The sequence below is a fragment of the Halalkalibacter alkaliphilus genome, assembly GCF_023555415.1.
GTDB classification, from domain to species: Bacteria; Bacillota; Bacilli; order Bacillales; family Bacillaceae_D; genus Halalkalibacter; species Halalkalibacter alkaliphilus.
Window position 1 is genome coordinate 1 of sequence record NZ_JAKRYL010000021.1, and the last position, 15,203, is coordinate 15,203.

Consider the following 15,203-nt stretch of genomic DNA (forward strand, 5'->3'; position numbering starts at 1 on the left):
TAAGCGCCCTTCTTAAAAGGCGTACGGCGTGCGGAGCCAGGGCCACTCCCTTTGACTTCCCCCTTTCTAAAAGAAAAAAAGGTCGGGTTTTACCTTTTTTTATATACCTGAAGCCCAGTGCGTAGCCGCCGTTATCACTTCAGCCTTTTAAGTGCCCTTCTTAAAAGGCGTACGGCGCGCGGAGCCAGGGCCACTCCCTTTGACTTCCCTCTTTCTAAAAAAAGGTCGGGTTTTACCTTTTTTATGTAACTGAAAAGAAAAAAAGCACTCAAATGAGTGCTTTTACTATATTATTTCTTCGCGCGCTTGTTTAAGTCAGCTTGGATTTCGTTTGATTGCTTTAACCATTCTTTAAGCTTATCTTCCAATGTGTTAAATCCTTGTTGCTGTTGTTGCTTTTGTACTTGTGGTTTACGGCCGCCACCAGCATTTCCTTGTGGACGAGGCTTTGCCGGACGAGCTGGACGCTCAGGAGCTTCTTGTGTAGCACGGATAGAAAGTGAGATTTTTCCAGACCCCTCTTCTACATTCATGATTTTCACTTTCACTTCGTCCCCAACTTTAAGAACATCATTAATATCCTTAACGAAACCGTGCGCTACTTCTGAAATATGAACAAGTCCTTGCTTTTTTTCATCAAGAGCTACGAAAGCACCAAATGGCTTAATGCCAGTAACTTTTCCTTCTACGATATTGCCTACTTCATAATTTGACATATACATACATCTCCTAGATAATTTTTAACCTTTTAATTTTAACACAATTAGAGCGTTTAAGCAAAAACGGATTGTACTCTTTTTATATTGATACCTTATACCCTATAATTTCAACAAGTAAACAAGCATTTGTGGAAATAAAGAGAGGAGTCTCAAAAGGTCTGTTTTTGACCTTTTGAGACTCCCCCACGTCCTTATTTTGCTTGTAACTGCCCTCTTGAAAGATACCGCTCTTCTAAATCAATTTTCAAATCACGTTTGTACTTTTCTAATTTATACTCATTTATTCGATCCATTAACGTAATAACCGTTCCAGCCTTACCCATTCTTCCTGTACGCCCAGCTCGGTGCAAGTAGCTATCAGGACTTGCCGGAGGATCCAATTGTATAATATGTGTAACATCATCGACATCAAGCCCTCTTGCAGCCACATCTGTCGCTACAAGTATATGGGTATCTCCTTTTCTAAAGGATTGGAGGGCATGCTCCCTTTCCTGCTTTCCTTGGTCTGAAGATAATGCTAATGCCTTAATTCCTTTATAAGAGAACTTTTCAGCTGTTTCAGCTAACTTCTCCAATTGATTGACAAACACAATTCCTTTTTCAATTTTTTCTGCATGAATTAAGCGTCTAGCCGTGTCAATCTTATCTCTTGTATCTACTCTGATGAAAAGGTGTTTCACCTGTTCTGTATTTAGTAGTCCACCTTCTGCTTCAATCTGAACAACAAATGGGGCGGCATCTGCGACTTGTTCAGAAAAATCTTTTGGTATCGTTGCAGAAACAAATAAGAACTGAGTTTCTCTTCCTGCCCGTTTTGCAATCTGCATCGTTGCTTCCCACGATGGACGCTCTGCCATCATCCGGTCAGCTTCATCAACGGCAACAACTTTCACTTCATGGAGCTTTAATTTCTTCATTTCAATCAGTTCTAATAGTCGACCTGGTGTGCCAATCGCCAATTGCGGTTTTTGCTTTTTTAACTTTTCAACTTGACGTTTAATATTGGCTCCGCCGATAAACGCGCCAATTTCAATTGATTCTTCTTTTGTCAAGCTTTTTGCCACTTCATGCACTTGCATGGCAAGCTCCTGAGTTGGTGCTAATACAACGACTTGAAGGCCTTTTTTATCCTTTTCAATCTTCGCAAGTGCAGGAAGAAGGAAGGCCAGTGTCTTTCCTGTCCCAGTTTGTGAACGTGCAATTAAGCTTTGTCCTTCAAGGGCTTCTGGAATCATTTTTGCTTGAATATCAGTTGGATCGGTAACACCTATATTTTTTAATGCATTCACTAAAAAACTTGGTAATACATGAAATGAAAATGTTTCGCTCATTCTTTTCCCTCTTTCTATTTAAAACGTTTCTGTGCGCTTTAATTGGTCTACTTGTTGCCCTGTTAATAGGTGAAGCTCATTTATGAATGCTTGTTGGAAGGCGCCAATACCAAGGCTATTCGTTTTTTCATATGCCTGCTCGCCAGCAATCCCATAGTAGGTAACTGCACTCGTTGTTGCTTCAAGGATATTTTCACGGTTAGCAGCTATAAATGCACCAATTACTCCGCCTAAAAGGCAACCAGTTCCTACCACTTTCGTCATCCAAGGGTGTCCATTACGGATGGCTTGTGCACGAACTCCATCGGTTACGACATCCACCTCACCCGTAACAACACATACACATTGAAATTGAGTCGCTGCGCGTTTCGCTAATTCTAATTTATCACCTTCCATACTTCCATCTACGCCCTTGACCTTAGCTTCTACTCCAACAAGAGAAGCAATCTCCCCAGCGTTCCCTCTCAACACAGAAATATGTACTTCGTCCAAAATTCTCTTACTGCTCTCTGTTCGAAAAACCGTTGCCCCTGCCCCAACAGGGTCAAGGACAACTGGTACTCCAGCACGATTAGCTGCTTGTCCAGCTACAATCATCTGATCAATCTGCGCTTTTGAAAGTGTACCAATATTTAATAATAAAGCTCCAGCTACACTAGCCAAGTCTGCTACTTCTTCTTCAGCATACGCCATTACTGGTGATGCACCTAATGCTAATAACCCATTCGCAGTAAAATTCGTAACTACTACATTGGTCATACAATGGACCAATGGATTCTCTTTTCGAACACGCTCTAACAAATGAACCGCCCTCTTCTTGTTGTAATAATTATGAGAAAATCTTACCTTTTTTTCCTACTAAAAACAAACGTAACATTTTTCTGACGATTATGTATAAAATTCAAAACAATGCCCATAATGGATATTACAATCGTATTCCCCCTACGAATGAAGGCAAGAGCTTAAGCTCTTGCCCTCTTTTTTTATAGGTCCAACAATTCTATGTTAGCTTTTTCAACAGTCTTTCTATCCGCTCCACTGACTGTTCTAAATTATCCATTGATGTTGCATAAGAACAGCGAATATGCCCTTCTCCCCCAGCACCAAATACATGACCAGGAACGACAGCCACTCTTTCTTCTAATAAGAGCTTCTCTGCAAACTGCTCAGATGTAAGCCCAGTACTTTCGATTGATGGGAATGCATAAAACGCCCCGCCAGGCGTATGACACGATAAGCCAATCTCTTTAAATGACTTCACAACATAGTTTCTACGTTGTTTATACGATTGCTTCATTCGTTCGATATCATCCATGCCGCTCTTTAACGCCTCTAATGCCCCGTATTGTGCCATTGTAGGTGCACACATTAAGCTATATTGATGAAGCTTAAGCATCGCTGAAAGCAAGTCCTCGGGAGCTAATACAAAGCCAAGTCGCCACCCTGTCATGGCGAAGGATTTAGAAAAGCCCGAAATTAAAATCGTCCGGTCTTTCATATTCGGAAGCGACGCGAAACTAACATGTTTTTCGTCATAACTAAGCTCTGCATAGATCTCATCAGAAAATACGAGTAAATCATGTCTTTCAGCGAGTAAAGCTATTTCTAACATATCTTCACGACTCATTGTTGCGCCTGTTGGATTATTTGGAAAACACAGCATAAGCGCCTTTGTTCGATCAGTAATAGCTGCTTCAATTTGCTTTGCTGACACTTTGAAATTATCTTGATTATTCGTTCCAACTGAAACTGGTACTCCACCAGCCATTTGTACAAGCGGTACATAAGACACAAAGCTCGGTTCAACGATAATGACCTCATCGCCTTCATTAAGAATCGCACGCATGCCAATATCAATTGCTTCACTAGCACCTACTGTTACTAACACTTCGCTCTCAGGATCATACTGAACAGAAAAACGCTTGTTCATATAAGAGGAGATCTCTCTTCTTAGTTCAATGATCCCCGCATTTGCAGAATAAGCGGTGAAACCTCGCTCAAGGGACGAGATGCTCGCTTCACGAATGTTCCAAGGCGTGACAAAATCAGGCTCCCCTACCCCTAGTGAAATAATGTTATCCATTTTCGACGCTAAATCAAAGAACCGCCGGATACCGGATGGTTTAATCTGTTGAACACGATTTGATAATCGCGAGTTAGTTTTTACGTTTGACATTATGGTGTCACCACAATTCGATGGTCTTCTTCCCCTTGATCAAAGACAACCCCATCATGCTTATATTTTTTCAATTGGAAATGAGTTGTTGTAGAAATAACTGTATCAATCGTAGATAATTTTTCCGAAACAAAGCGAGCAATTTCAGACATGGTCTTCCCTTCAATTACAACAGATAAATCATAAGCACCAGACATTAAGTAAAGTGCTTTCACTTCAGGAAAGCGATAGATTCGCTCTGCTACTTCATCAAAACCTACTCCACGCTGCGGGGTAACTTTGACATCGATCACAGCTGTAACACCTTCTTGTTTCTCAACCTTGCTCCAATCAATAACGGCAGAATAGCTTAAAATAACTTTTTCATCTTCTAATTTTTTTAAAATTGCTTTGACTTCATCTTCTGAGGCGTCGACCATTTTAGCAAGTGTTTGGATAGATACTCGGCCATCCCCTTCAATGATTTGCAAAACTTCCAATGCTTTTTCATTCATTTTTTCTCTATCTCCTTTGTGTTCGTTAAGCGTATGTTATCTAATCATTTGGTTTATCATAACATACCGAGCCACTGTAACGAATCACCTTTTTTTCTTATTATTCGAACATTTCTTGTAAAAATGTTATCTTCTTCATGTAAGAGTTTCTTTCTATTCGATACGTTAGAGTCTTCATTCCCTTGCTTAGGAGGAGTCTAAAAAACATGACACCATCTGCACCACGTTATGCATTACTCATTATTGATATGATTAATGATCTTGAATTTTCAAGTGGCTATCAATTGCTTCCTTATGCTCTTACTTCGGCGAAGAACATCGCAACTTTAAAACGCACGTTAAAAAAAGAAGGTATGCCCGTAATCTATGTTAACGACAATTACGGGAAGTGGCAATCAGACTTCAGGCACCTTGTGTCTCATTGTCTTGAAGAAAATGTTCGCGGCAAACCAATCGCTGAAATAATGAAACCAGATGATGACGACTATTTTATCTTAAAGCCTAAGTATTCAGGATTCTTTGCTACTCCTTTAGACCTGTTGCTCACTCACTTACATGTCAATACATTAATTATTACGGGTGTAGCCGGGAATATGTGTGTGCAATTTACGGCAAATGATGCCTATATGCGTGATTACCAGCTTATGATTCCATCAGATTGCGTTGCATCCAATACACTACAAACAAATGAACATGCCTTAAACTTTATGGAAGAAGTACTAAAAGCCGATATTTCACCTTCAACGAAAATCATTAACAATTTAACAAAGGCCTAACTACAATTAGTTAGACCTTTTGTTTTCTTGACTTGGGTTAGTATGTTCAACTTTAATATGATGTTTCTTCGCGAATTCAAGCAATTCCGTTTCCAATCCTTTTGGAGAGAAGCGCTGCAGCTTCAGTCTGAGCCCTTTTTTTAAATGAAGAAGGATAATCGTTCTTTCACCTAAGTGAATAGTGGTCAGTTTAGCTACTTCATCCGCTTCGATTGTCCGCTTCCTTATAGCAAAACCGAATACGTGAACAATATGAATTATTTTATCTTCCAGTACATCAAGTCGATAACTCATTGTCAGAGCTGCAAAAAAAATAAAAGAAACACCATATGCTACATTAGTCCATAATGTTTCTTCAAGAGCATACGCATAAGTAATCGTTAAAATAAATAAGAGAATCCAAAGAAATTTCGGCTCTTTAGCGTGATAAGTCAAGATGACACCCCTTTCTGGTCTAACACTTCTCATTTCTAACAGTGTCGTTTTTGTTTATTATACACGAGTTTCATACGGCATAAAGAGGGGGACTATATTATAAAAAGCTATTTAAAGGAGAAGAAAATGCAGAAAAACTCTTTTTATTCCCTATTTATTCACAAACTAAAAACCGATCCTATTCCAGATTGGTCAGCCACATTGGCATACTATTTCATGCTTTCTATTTTTCCTTTACTTATTTTTTTATTAGCCCTTATTCCATATTTTCATTTTGACCTTGATACAATCTATTCATTTATTAATGACTACGTCCCTGAAGGCCTTGATGAACTCTTTTCAACAACAATTTTAGAAGTCATTAGCGAGCCTCAAGGAGGACTTGTTTCCTTCGGGGTACTAGCGACCATTTGGTCCGCTTCTAATGGGGTAAATGCCTTAGTTCGCGCTGTCAATCGTTCATATAATATTGAAGAGACAAGAAACTTTGTGAAACTTCGTATTCTTTCTATTTTGTTAACCATTGCTATGATTGCCGTTATAGTAGTCACATTGTTAATGCCTGTCTTTGGTAATGTGATTATTCACGCGCTCGAGGATTACTTTTTTCTTCCACATGAAACGGCACAAATTTTACATTCATTGCGTTGGATTGTAGGAATTGGGTTGATGACGTTTGTGCTTATGATTGTTTATTCCATTGCCCCGAACGTGAAGTTAACTTTTAAACAAGTAATTATAGGAGCCGTATCTGCAACGGTTTGTTGGCAAGTAATCTCTGCTTTATTTGCCACATACATAAGTAATTTCGGAAATTTCACGGCGACCTATGGTAGTCTTGGTGGAGTTATCATCCTTATGCTTTGGTTCTTTCTCACAGGGGTAAGTCTCGTTATTGGTGGTCAAATTAACGCCACTCTTTACTTACAGAAGAAAAATAGAAATAACAATCTATCATAACCTAAAAAATTATTTCAAAAAAGTGTATATAATTTTCATTTTTGGAGATGATGGTATCAGAATGCACGGTGAATTTAAATGAACGAGGAGATGACAGGGAATGAATAAAACGGAACTAGTACAAGCTGTAGCTGAACGTACACAACTATCAAAAAAAGATGCCGGAAGCGCTGTCAATGCTGTATTTGATTTAATTGAGGAGTCATTGTCAAAAGGGGAAACAGTCCAACTCATTGGTTTTGGAAACTTTGAGGTTCGCGAAAGAGCGGCTAGAAAAGGACGTAACCCGCAAACAGGTGAGGAAATTGATATTGCCGCAACAAAAACACCAGCATTTAAAGCAGGAAAGCAATTAAAAGAATCAGTGAAATAAACATACGAGCGTAACTCAAAAGAAAAGGTCTGATCGTGCATACTGCAGATCAGACCTTTCTAGTCCATATTATTAAGATTCTTGATACGGATTTGCCTCAGCCGGTTTCTCATACGTAACATACGTTTTAGCTATCATATCGTGAATGCTTCTTTTGTCTTTCCGAAAGGCTACCATAAACGCACTAACAATAAAAGCAATCATTAACGTAATAGCATAGACAAACCCAGCAACGATGACTCTTAATAGCATCGTACCAAACCCAACATTACTTCCATCTAATTTAACGATTCGAATTCCTAACAATCGTTTCCCAACCGTATAGCCGTACCATAATACAGGAAGAAGCAATGAATACAATAAATTTCCAATACCATCTACGATTTCTCTTGCATCTTGGGTTAATCCAAAAAGTGCAGCAAGAATAAAAATTGTACCTGAAACAACAATAACATCAAGAATACTCGCCCCTACACGAACCCAAAATCCAGCAGGACGTTCAACCATAAGAAAAAACCTCCCTCTACTCTCAAACACTCTGTCTCTATTATAGACATTTTACAATGATATTGTACACATATTCACTTTGTTAACCAAACGAAAATAAATGTTGACAATATACTTATCCCTTATTATTCTAATGTTAACTACTTAAACACACGAGGTGAACAAATGTCATCAATCAAACCAAAAATACATACAGTTGATCTAGTTCTTGTTGCCATGTTTGCAGCATTAATGGCTATAGGTGCTAATTTAACATCTTTTCTTGTTATCGGATCTGTCCCTATCACGTTGCAAACACTCTTTGCCATCTTAGCAGGTGCTCTTCTCGGCAGCCGAATGGGATCACTTGCCATGATTGTCTATTTACTTGTCGGTCTTGTCGGCTTCCCTGTTTTTGCACAATTTTCAGGTGGCTTACGGACATTCGTTAGTCCAACCTTTGGCTTTCTCCTTTCATATATTATGGTTGCTTTTGTAACTGGACTTATGATTGAGAGAAGCAAGAAAAAGAAAATTGCTACTTTTATGGCAGCTTGTTTTGTTGGGCTTATTATTAACTATGTAGTCGGTACTCATTATATGTACTATGCTTTTCAATTTTTAGCAGGACTTGAGGCAGTAAGCTATCAAGTAGTTTGGACTTGGATGGCTGCACCTGCTGTCAAAGATATTATTTTAACTTTCTTTGCTGCTGTACTTTCTTCTCGTATTTATCATATTGTGAACAAAAGACGCGGACGCAACTCATTACCGAATCAAGTCGCTTAATACGAAAGGGGTGTCACAAAGGGTAAAACAGACCTTTTGAGGCACCCCTTTATAATGAATTCACTTCAATTCTTTTAATTCGATATGTCTTCTCATCTTTAACCATAGATACGTACAATGATAAATAATCCACAGACGGATAGCCAAGCTCTCCAAATTGGCTATGACCATACAGACTATTTTCAGCATAAAATTGAATCGGTACGTGCTCTGCTCTAAGTTCAATCTTTCCTTCTGCTTCGTATATCTGCAGATCATCCCCCATAATCATCCGCAACCCTGGGTTAAAAACCGTTTGTCTTGTTATTTCATAGTAAGATGAATCTTCATTGCTTAAGTAAGATTGAAATTCTTCTTGATACACATACCGCTCATTATTTTGGACATAGATATCATCTAATAATTGTTCCATTCCAGCGTCAGTCATAAACCTTCCTAAAAACTTCCGGATCTCATCTTCTGTATGATACTTTCCGTTATAATACGCTTGTTCATCATATGTATGATACGCAAACAACTCATGGACATGTTCTAGAAATTCGTCGAAAATAGACAAAACTTCATCTTCATTAACATCATCTTTATGACAAGCTGTTACGAATAAACAAATAAATATGAGAATAGCAATTGACCTCTTCATTTCTTTTACCCCGCCTCTTTCTTCTCTACTAAATTAGACGAAGAAATGTGGTGAAAGGTTTCATTTATTCTAAAAAATTTTAATCTTTTCTAAAAGACTGTTTTCGCATACTTTTTTTGTTTTTTGGGGTACTTGTTTTCCTAATGTTCGTTCCATTGCGCTCCAGCCACTCGCTTTCCGCGGGGAGGTGTCAAGCCTCCTCGGCTGCGCCTGTGGGGTCTCGACCCTACCTCTTCATCCCGCAGGAGTCGAGTGACTTCCGCTCCATTTCACTACGAGAATACTTCGATTTCAAAAGAGAAAGGGAAAACCGCCCTTTTTCAAAACAGAGCGGTCCTCGTTTGCATTGGCTTCTCTCGTCGTGCGCCTAAAGGAGAAGACCGCTCCTTTAGGCTTAAAACATTGGCAGCGGCTCCGCTCAATGCTTCGATTTCAAAAGAAAAAGGGAAAACCGCCTTCCTAAAAAGAGCGGTCCTCGTGTGCATTGGCTTCTCTCGCTGCGCGCCTAAAGGAGAAAACCACTCCTTTAGGCTTAAAACATTGGCAGCGGCTCCGCTCAATGCTTCGATTTCAAAAGTAAAAAGGGAAAACCGCCCTTCCTAAACAGAGCGGTCCTCGTTTGCATTGGCTCCACTCGTCGTGCGCCTAAAGGAGAAGACCGCTCCTTTAGGCTTAAAACATTGGCAGCGGCTCCGCTCAATGCTTCGATTTCAAAAGAAAAAGGGAAAACCGCCTTCCTAAAAAGAGCGGTCCTCGTGTGCATTGGCTTCTCTCGCTGCGCGCCTAAAGGAGAAAACCACTCCTTTAGGCTTAAAACATTGGCAGCGGCTCCGCTCAATGCTTCGATTTCAAAAGTAAAAAGGGAAAACCGCCCTTCCTAAACAGAGCGGTCCTCGTTTGCATTGGCTCCACTCGTCGTGCGCCTAAAGGAGAAGACCGCTCCTTTAGGCTTAAAACCTTTACGACGGCTCCGCTCAATGCTTCGATTTTAAAGAAAAAGGGAAAACCGCCCTTCCTAAACAGAGCGGTCCTCGTGTGCATTGGCTCCACTCGCTGCACGCCTAAAGGAGAAGAGCGCTCCTTTAGGCTTAAAACATTGGCAGCGGCTCCGCTCAATGCTTCGATTTCAAAAGAAAAAGGGAAAACCGCCCTTTCTTAAAAAGAGCGGTCCTCGTTTGCATTGGCTCCACTCGTCGTGCGCCTAAAGGAGAAGACCGCTCCTTTAGGCTTAAAACCTTTACGACGGCTCCGCTCAATGCTTCGATTTCAAAGAAAAAGGGAAAACCGCCCTTTTTCTTTGAAATCTATAGCATCATTGCGGCGATCCAGCCGAAGATGAATAGTGGTATGTTGAAGTGTATAAATGTTGGTACGCATGTATCCCATATATGATTGTGCTGGCCATCGGCGTTTAATCCGGCTGATGGTCCTAGTGTACTATCTGATGCTGGAGCTCCAGCATCTCCTAGCGCCCCTGCTGTACCGATTAAAGCAATAATGGCTAATGGTGAAAATCCAGCAGCTAGACCAAGCGGGACAAATAATGTAGCAATAATTGGAATCGTTGCAAAAGAGGATCCAATCCCCATTGTAATAAACAAGCCTATGACAAGCATTAACAATGCCGCAGCGGCTTGACTTTCTCCGACGATATTCGCTGCTTGTGTCACGAGTAAGTCTACATGCCCCGTTTCACGGATGACAGCTGCAAACCCTGAAGCAGCAAGCATAACAAAAGAGATAAATGCCATCATCTTCATTCCTTCTGTAACGACATTATCTGCTTCCTTCCATTTTAATGAACCACTTACAAGGAGTACAACAAGACCCGCAAGAGCGGCGATAATCATAGAATCGGAAAGCTGCTGCACAATTAGAGTGGCAACAATCGCGATAACAGCAGCAATGACAGACCACTTTGTAAATACTTGTTGATTTACAGGTGCTCCTACAATAGGACGGTCCTCATACTGTCTGCTTTTTCGATATGTTATAAAAATGGCAATGAGCAGCCCTAGAACAAGCCCTAATGTAGGTAACGCCATTGCTTTAGGTATATCAGAAAGAGCAATCACTAAGCCATTTTCCTCCATGTTATCTGCAACGATCCCATGGAAAATCAAACCGAATCCATACGGTAAGAATATATATGGTGCTGTTAATCCGAACGTTAAGATTGTTGCAATTGCACGACGGTCCACTCCTAATTCATTTAATATTTTTAGGATTGGTGGAATTAAAATAGGAATGAAGGCAATGTGAATTGGTACGACGTTTTGAGAGAAACAGGAAACGACCGCTAATAAAAAGAAAATCAGTGCTTTTGAAAGAGCTTTTTTTCTTGAATCATCATTTCGTCCAACAAGTTTTATCACCCATGTAACCATGACATCCGGCAAACCGGTACGAGCAATCGCAACAGCAAACGCCCCAAGGAGTGCGTAACTGAGAGCTACCGTCGCACTTCCACCTAAGCCATCAGTAAACACATCAACCGTCTGTGAAAAGCCTAAGCCTCCAAGTAGTCCTCCGGTTAATGCTCCAATTGTAAGTGCAATGACAACATGGACACGAACTAGACTAAGTATTAACATAACAAGAACCGCTATTAAAACTGCATTCATTTTCTCAAATCCTTTACTTTGCTAAATCACTAATATATTAAAGTACTCAACTAAACTATCACTATATTACTATATTGTCAATGGCGTTCTTTTGTTTAGCAAAGAGGTAACGTGCCTATTAATAACAAACAAGCCCACTAATATAGTGAGCTTAAAAGCAAACGAAGGTTAAAAAAAATTTACCATTTTAAGTTGCTAAACTATCCAGAAATCTTTTTCATCCAATCGACAATTCCCATATTCTCTTCTATACGAAGTTGTTCGACGTTTTTATGACCAAGAATCTTCCCATTTTTAATCAAAACAACTTCATCAAGGATGGCTTCAATTTCTCTTATTTCATGTGTCGTAATTAACACAACTTGACGTTCTAAATCAATAAAGGAAATCAAACCTTTTACAATAGAATCCCGTACCATCGGATCGAGACCAGAGAGTGGTTCATCCATTAAAATAACCGGCACATCTCTTGAAAGGGTTAATACTATTTTTAGTCGTCCTCTATTCCCTTTGGAAAGATGCTTAAGCTTTGCTCCACGGTCCAAGTTCATAAATGCACGAATTTCCTCCGCCTTTTCTAAATTGAAATCGGAAAACTGCGATGCGTAGAAATCAATAGTTTGGCCTACATTATAAAAATTATAATATTCATCTAACTCTGAGAGATATGAGACTTGATTTGCAATCCGACTAATTTTTTTCCCATTAACAGTAATAGAGCCTTTTGTTGGATGAGTAAGACCTGCAATTAATTTTAATGTTGTTGATTTCCCACTACCGTTTTCTCCAACAAGACCTATGATTTTCCCTTTTGTTAATTCAAGATCGACATCCATAAGTGCAACTTTCTTAATAAACCTTTTGGTCACTTCGTGCAGTTTAATCATCGAATTCCACCACCTTTCCGTTTTTCAAAAAAGCTTTAAGACCAGCTTCGATTTCATCATCAACATATCCCATTTCATGCATGCCTTTCACAAACGCTGAAATCTCAACTTCCTTAAGCTGCTCTCTCATTTCATGTAATGTTTGCTCATTCTCAGTAACAAACGTTCCTTGACCTCGCTTTGTTTCCACAATCTTCATCCCCTCTAACTCCCGGTATGTCCGCTGTACCGTATTTGGATTTACGCTTGCTTGAATCCCCATTTCTCGAACTGATGGAAGCTTGTCACCGGGTTTTAACTCACCACGTAAAATTTGTTTTTTTATTCTTTCAGCAAGTTGGCTGTATATCGGTTGTGATGATTGGAACATATCTGTCATATCTTACACCTCTACTTTTCGATCTAGCATCCAACAGGCGACTGCGAATAGGGCGACTACAATAACCGCCTCAAAGAGGTAAGCACCTAAGTACAGACTAATATTCCCTACCTCCGTTGTCACTTCTGTTCCACTTTCCATATTTGTTGTAATGTTAATGCTTTCTGTAATGCCTGTAAGGTGCACCTCTCCCCAATTTGTTAATACCTCATATAGCTCCGTCATTTTAAACCAGCTATATACAAATGAGGTTCCTATAAAAACGCCAAGAGTTGCTAAAAAACTTAAAAATGAACCTAAATAACGAGTAAATAATAAGTAAATCATCCAATAAAAAATAGTAAATACCCCAAAACTTATTGCAAGTAGAATGAGGTGAGTTACACCTAGTACCCCTGCACTTGTTGTATTAATCATTTTCAGTTGCTCAGAAATAGTTACAGAATTATTCATTGCTATTATCAGCGTTGTTCCAGTAATAACTAGCGTGATGAACATTGATAGCAAGCCAGCTGCTATCTTGGCTAGAAGAAGGCCGTACCCAGGCATCGTACTATGAAGCCATAGATGTAACTTTTTCCTTTCCACATGCAAACTATTTAACATGTAGTAAATTAAATAGAATACTTGAATCCCTGTTGCGAATAAACCTACTGCCACAACAGCTTCCCACGTAACGTCATATCGCGAACCTAGATATGCTGCAATAATGACTGAAATCAGAAATGCAATAATAGGCCCTAACAAAGCTGACAATCCTAATCTCATTTCTTTTTTTAATAAACATACCCATGCAGTCATACTGTGACCTCCTTTAGTCAACATAGTATTAGTGTATTAATTAGATAGTACACTAATACAAAAGTACAGTCAATGGCACACAAGCCTATTATTTAACTCTTGTGCGAGTAACTTTCTAGTTGCAGGTGAGTAAACAAAATAAAACGCAAAAAGACTGTTGAGTTTCACTACTCAACAGCCTTTTCGATAGCTTATTATTGTTGTGCTGCAATTTCCTCTTCAAGTAATTCTAGCATTTCGCGGCCTTCGTCACCTACTACTTCATCGCGGAAAAAGTCACGAACTGGTAACGCTAGCTCACGGAAAGCTTCACGCTCTTCTTCTGTTAACTCGTAAACTTCTGTCGGATTAGCTGTATCATTTTCAATAGACTCTAATAATGCTTCGTTCATTTCAGCTTGCATTTCAAACACTCTAGGCTGCATTTCTTCAACAGTTTCATCAATCAATGCACGAATATCCTCTGGTAGACCATTATAGAAATCAGGGTTTACTGTTGTCATCGCTACATAGTTGTTGTGGTTTGAAATCGTCATATGGTCTTGTACTTCATGGAAAGACGCATCTTCGATAAAGAAGATCGGGTTTTCTTGTCCGTCTACTACTCCACGATCAAGTGATGTATACAATTCAGACCAGCTAAGTGGAGATGGATCTGCCCCATAAGCACGGTAAGATTCCATAATTAATGGTGACTCTTGTGTGCGCATTTTAAAGTTTTCAAAATCAGCCGGTGTACGTAGTTGGCTGCTTCCAGTCCACTGCATTGCACCTTCTGTGAAGAATGCTAACGGCTTAATGTTATGTGCTTCGTACATCCCAGCTAAATGCGTATTTAATGCTTCACTTGTGTTTAAAATTTCTTGTGTTACTTCTTGATCATCTGGGAACAAGAATTGAAGAGCGAATACTTGACCTTCTGCTACCATACCACCTGTAAATCCAGGAGATACAATTGCGAATTCTACAATTCCATTTTGAAGTTGCTCAACCTGATCCACCTCACTACCAAGTTGACCAAACTCAAATACGTCAATGTTAATTTGCCCATCAGATTTTTCATTAATCAATTCCGCAAATTCTGCTGCATACTCATATTGAACTTGACCTTGTACTTCTTCCGTTACAAACTGCCAGTTATACGTTTCAGCAGCAGCTCCATCATCTCCAGCACCTTCGTCAACTGTGCCTCCATCTGTTCCAGCATCTTCACTACCACATGCAGCTAAAGCCAATGTTAAAGCTCCTGCTACAGCAAATGATTTCCAACCTCTTTTTTTAAAAAACATCAAATACCCCCTGTTTTTTTAGTAATCTATTTTTTAGGAACGTC

The 15,203-nt window shown here is 39.6% G+C and carries 17 protein-coding genes; 4 read left to right on the top strand and 13 right to left on the bottom strand.

Annotated elements, in window-relative coordinates; translation table 11 throughout:
- Positions 1-290: 290 nt before the first annotated feature.
- The 5 genes from yugI to MF646_RS17365 all read right to left on the bottom strand — a co-directional run bounded on the left by yugI (position 291) and on the right by MF646_RS17365 (position 4,720).
- The gene (yugI, locus tag MF646_RS17345) at positions 291-716 is read right to left on the bottom strand and encodes a S1 domain-containing post-transcriptional regulator GSP13 (RefSeq protein ID WP_250097775.1); all 426 of its coding nucleotides are present in this window, start codon (positions 714-716) and stop codon (positions 291-293) included.
- A gap of 194 nt (positions 717-910) precedes the next feature.
- On the bottom strand, positions 911-2,050 hold the full coding sequence (locus tag MF646_RS17350) for a DEAD/DEAH box helicase (protein WP_250097776.1): 1,140 nt from the start codon (positions 2,048-2,050) through the stop codon (positions 911-913).
- An 18-nt stretch (positions 2,051-2,068) separates the two neighbouring features.
- Positions 2,069-2,851, bottom strand: coding sequence for a hydroxyethylthiazole kinase (thiM, locus tag MF646_RS17355; protein WP_476729806.1), 783 nt, complete (start codon positions 2,849-2,851; stop codon positions 2,069-2,071).
- Positions 2,852-3,050: 199 nt separating this feature from the next.
- The gene (locus tag MF646_RS17360) at positions 3,051-4,226 is read right to left on the bottom strand and encodes an aminotransferase (RefSeq protein WP_250097777.1); all 1,176 of its coding nucleotides are present in this window, start codon (positions 4,224-4,226) and stop codon (positions 3,051-3,053) included.
- On the bottom strand, positions 4,226-4,720 hold the full coding sequence (locus tag MF646_RS17365; protein ID WP_250097778.1) for an Lrp/AsnC family transcriptional regulator: 495 nt from the start codon (positions 4,718-4,720) through the stop codon (positions 4,226-4,228). Before MF646_RS17365 ends, MF646_RS17360 begins: the two co-directional genes overlap by 1 nt.
- Positions 4,721-4,926: 206 nt before the next feature.
- Here MF646_RS17365 and MF646_RS17370 point away from each other — a divergent pair, with 206 nt between their 5' ends.
- Positions 4,927-5,496, top strand: a complete 570-nt coding sequence (locus tag MF646_RS17370) for a cysteine hydrolase family protein (RefSeq protein ID WP_250097779.1) — start codon at positions 4,927-4,929, stop codon at positions 5,494-5,496.
- Positions 5,497-5,502: 6 nt separating this feature from the next.
- Here MF646_RS17370 and MF646_RS17375 read toward each other — a convergent pair whose 3' ends face one another.
- Positions 5,503-5,931 carry a hypothetical protein gene (locus MF646_RS17375; protein WP_250097780.1) on the bottom strand — a complete coding sequence of 143 codons (429 nt, stop codon included), beginning with the start codon at positions 5,929-5,931 and terminating at the stop codon, positions 5,503-5,505.
- A 126-nt stretch (positions 5,932-6,057) separates the two neighbouring features.
- Here MF646_RS17375 and MF646_RS17380 point away from each other — a divergent pair, with 126 nt between their 5' ends.
- Both MF646_RS17380 and MF646_RS17385 read left to right on the top strand, forming a co-directional pair.
- Positions 6,058-6,891 carry a YihY/virulence factor BrkB family protein gene (locus MF646_RS17380; protein ID WP_250097781.1) on the top strand — a complete coding sequence of 278 codons (834 nt, stop codon included), beginning with the start codon at positions 6,058-6,060 and terminating at the stop codon, positions 6,889-6,891.
- 100 nt (positions 6,892-6,991) lie between these two features.
- Positions 6,992-7,264: an HU family DNA-binding protein gene (locus MF646_RS17385; RefSeq protein ID WP_250097782.1), complete on the top strand. Its 273-nt coding sequence runs from the start codon at positions 6,992-6,994 to the stop codon at positions 7,262-7,264.
- Between the two features lie 72 nt (positions 7,265-7,336).
- On the opposite strand, the gene MF646_RS17390 is transcribed toward MF646_RS17385, so the two are convergent.
- Complete coding sequence (locus MF646_RS17390) at positions 7,337-7,771, bottom strand: RDD family protein (RefSeq protein WP_250097783.1); 435 nt, start codon at positions 7,769-7,771, stop codon at positions 7,337-7,339.
- 165 nt (positions 7,772-7,936) lie between these two features.
- Between MF646_RS17390 and MF646_RS17395 the strand changes: the two genes are divergently transcribed.
- Entirely contained in the window at positions 7,937-8,539 is a 603-nt protein-coding gene (locus MF646_RS17395) for a biotin transporter BioY (protein WP_250097784.1), read from the top strand.
- 49 nt (positions 8,540-8,588) lie between these two features.
- On the opposite strand, the gene MF646_RS17400 is transcribed toward MF646_RS17395, so the two are convergent.
- The 6 genes from MF646_RS17400 to MF646_RS17425 form a co-directional block, all read right to left on the bottom strand.
- Entirely contained in the window at positions 8,589-9,179 is a 591-nt protein-coding gene (locus MF646_RS17400) for a hypothetical protein (protein WP_250097785.1), read from the bottom strand.
- Between the two features lie 1,304 nt (positions 9,180-10,483).
- Positions 10,484-11,803: a Na+/H+ antiporter family protein gene (locus tag MF646_RS17405; RefSeq protein WP_250097786.1), complete on the bottom strand. Its 1,320-nt coding sequence runs from the start codon at positions 11,801-11,803 to the stop codon at positions 10,484-10,486.
- Positions 11,804-12,003: 200 nt separating this feature from the next.
- Entirely contained in the window at positions 12,004-12,690 is a 687-nt protein-coding gene (locus MF646_RS17410) for an ATP-binding cassette domain-containing protein (protein ID WP_250097787.1), read from the bottom strand.
- Entirely contained in the window at positions 12,683-13,069 is a 387-nt protein-coding gene (locus MF646_RS17415; RefSeq protein WP_250097788.1) for a GntR family transcriptional regulator, read from the bottom strand. The genes MF646_RS17410 and MF646_RS17415 overlap by 8 nt, the downstream gene beginning before the upstream one ends.
- Positions 13,070-13,072: 3 nt before the next feature.
- A complete protein-coding gene (locus MF646_RS17420; RefSeq protein ID WP_250097789.1) occupies positions 13,073-13,870 on the bottom strand; it encodes a hypothetical protein in 798 nt (265 codons plus the stop codon).
- Between the two features lie 194 nt (positions 13,871-14,064).
- Complete coding sequence (locus MF646_RS17425) at positions 14,065-15,159, bottom strand: TRAP transporter substrate-binding protein (protein ID WP_250097790.1); 1,095 nt, start codon at positions 15,157-15,159, stop codon at positions 14,065-14,067.
- Positions 15,160-15,203: the final 44 nt, after the last annotated feature.

Bases quoted from the DNA above. Each gene is read 5' to 3' on its own strand.
- yugI (WP_250097775.1), bottom strand. From the start codon at position 716: ATGTCAAATTATGAAGTAGGCAATATCGTAGAAGGAAAAGTTACTGGC.
- MF646_RS17350 (WP_250097776.1), bottom strand. From the start codon at position 2,050: ATGAGCGAAACATTTTCATTTCATGTATTACCAAGTTTTTTAGTGAAT.
- MF646_RS17360 (WP_250097777.1), bottom strand. From the start codon at position 4,226: ATGTCAAACGTAAAAACTAACTCGCGATTATCAAATCGTGTTCAACAG.
- MF646_RS17365 (WP_250097778.1), bottom strand. From the start codon at position 4,720: ATGAATGAAAAAGCATTGGAAGTTTTGCAAATCATTGAAGGGGATGGC.
- MF646_RS17370 (WP_250097779.1), top strand. From the start codon at position 4,927: ATGACACCATCTGCACCACGTTATGCATTACTCATTATTGATATGATT.
- MF646_RS17380 (WP_250097781.1), top strand. From the start codon at position 6,058: ATGCAGAAAAACTCTTTTTATTCCCTATTTATTCACAAACTAAAAACC.
- MF646_RS17385 (WP_250097782.1), top strand. From the start codon at position 6,992: ATGAATAAAACGGAACTAGTACAAGCTGTAGCTGAACGTACACAACTA.
- MF646_RS17390 (WP_250097783.1), bottom strand. From the start codon at position 7,771: ATGGTTGAACGTCCTGCTGGATTTTGGGTTCGTGTAGGGGCGAGTATT.
- MF646_RS17395 (WP_250097784.1), top strand. From the start codon at position 7,937: ATGTCATCAATCAAACCAAAAATACATACAGTTGATCTAGTTCTTGTT.
- MF646_RS17400 (WP_250097785.1), bottom strand. From the start codon at position 9,179: ATGAAGAGGTCAATTGCTATTCTCATATTTATTTGTTTATTCGTAACA.
- MF646_RS17405 (WP_250097786.1), bottom strand. From the start codon at position 11,803: ATGAATGCAGTTTTAATAGCGGTTCTTGTTATGTTAATACTTAGTCTA.
- MF646_RS17410 (WP_250097787.1), bottom strand. From the start codon at position 12,690: ATGATTAAACTGCACGAAGTGACCAAAAGGTTTATTAAGAAAGTTGCA.
- MF646_RS17415 (WP_250097788.1), bottom strand. From the start codon at position 13,069: ATGACAGATATGTTCCAATCATCACAACCGATATACAGCCAACTTGCT.
- MF646_RS17420 (WP_250097789.1), bottom strand. From the start codon at position 13,870: ATGACTGCATGGGTATGTTTATTAAAAAAAGAAATGAGATTAGGATTG.
- MF646_RS17425 (WP_250097790.1), bottom strand. From the start codon at position 15,159: ATGTTTTTTAAAAAAAGAGGTTGGAAATCATTTGCTGTAGCAGGAGCT.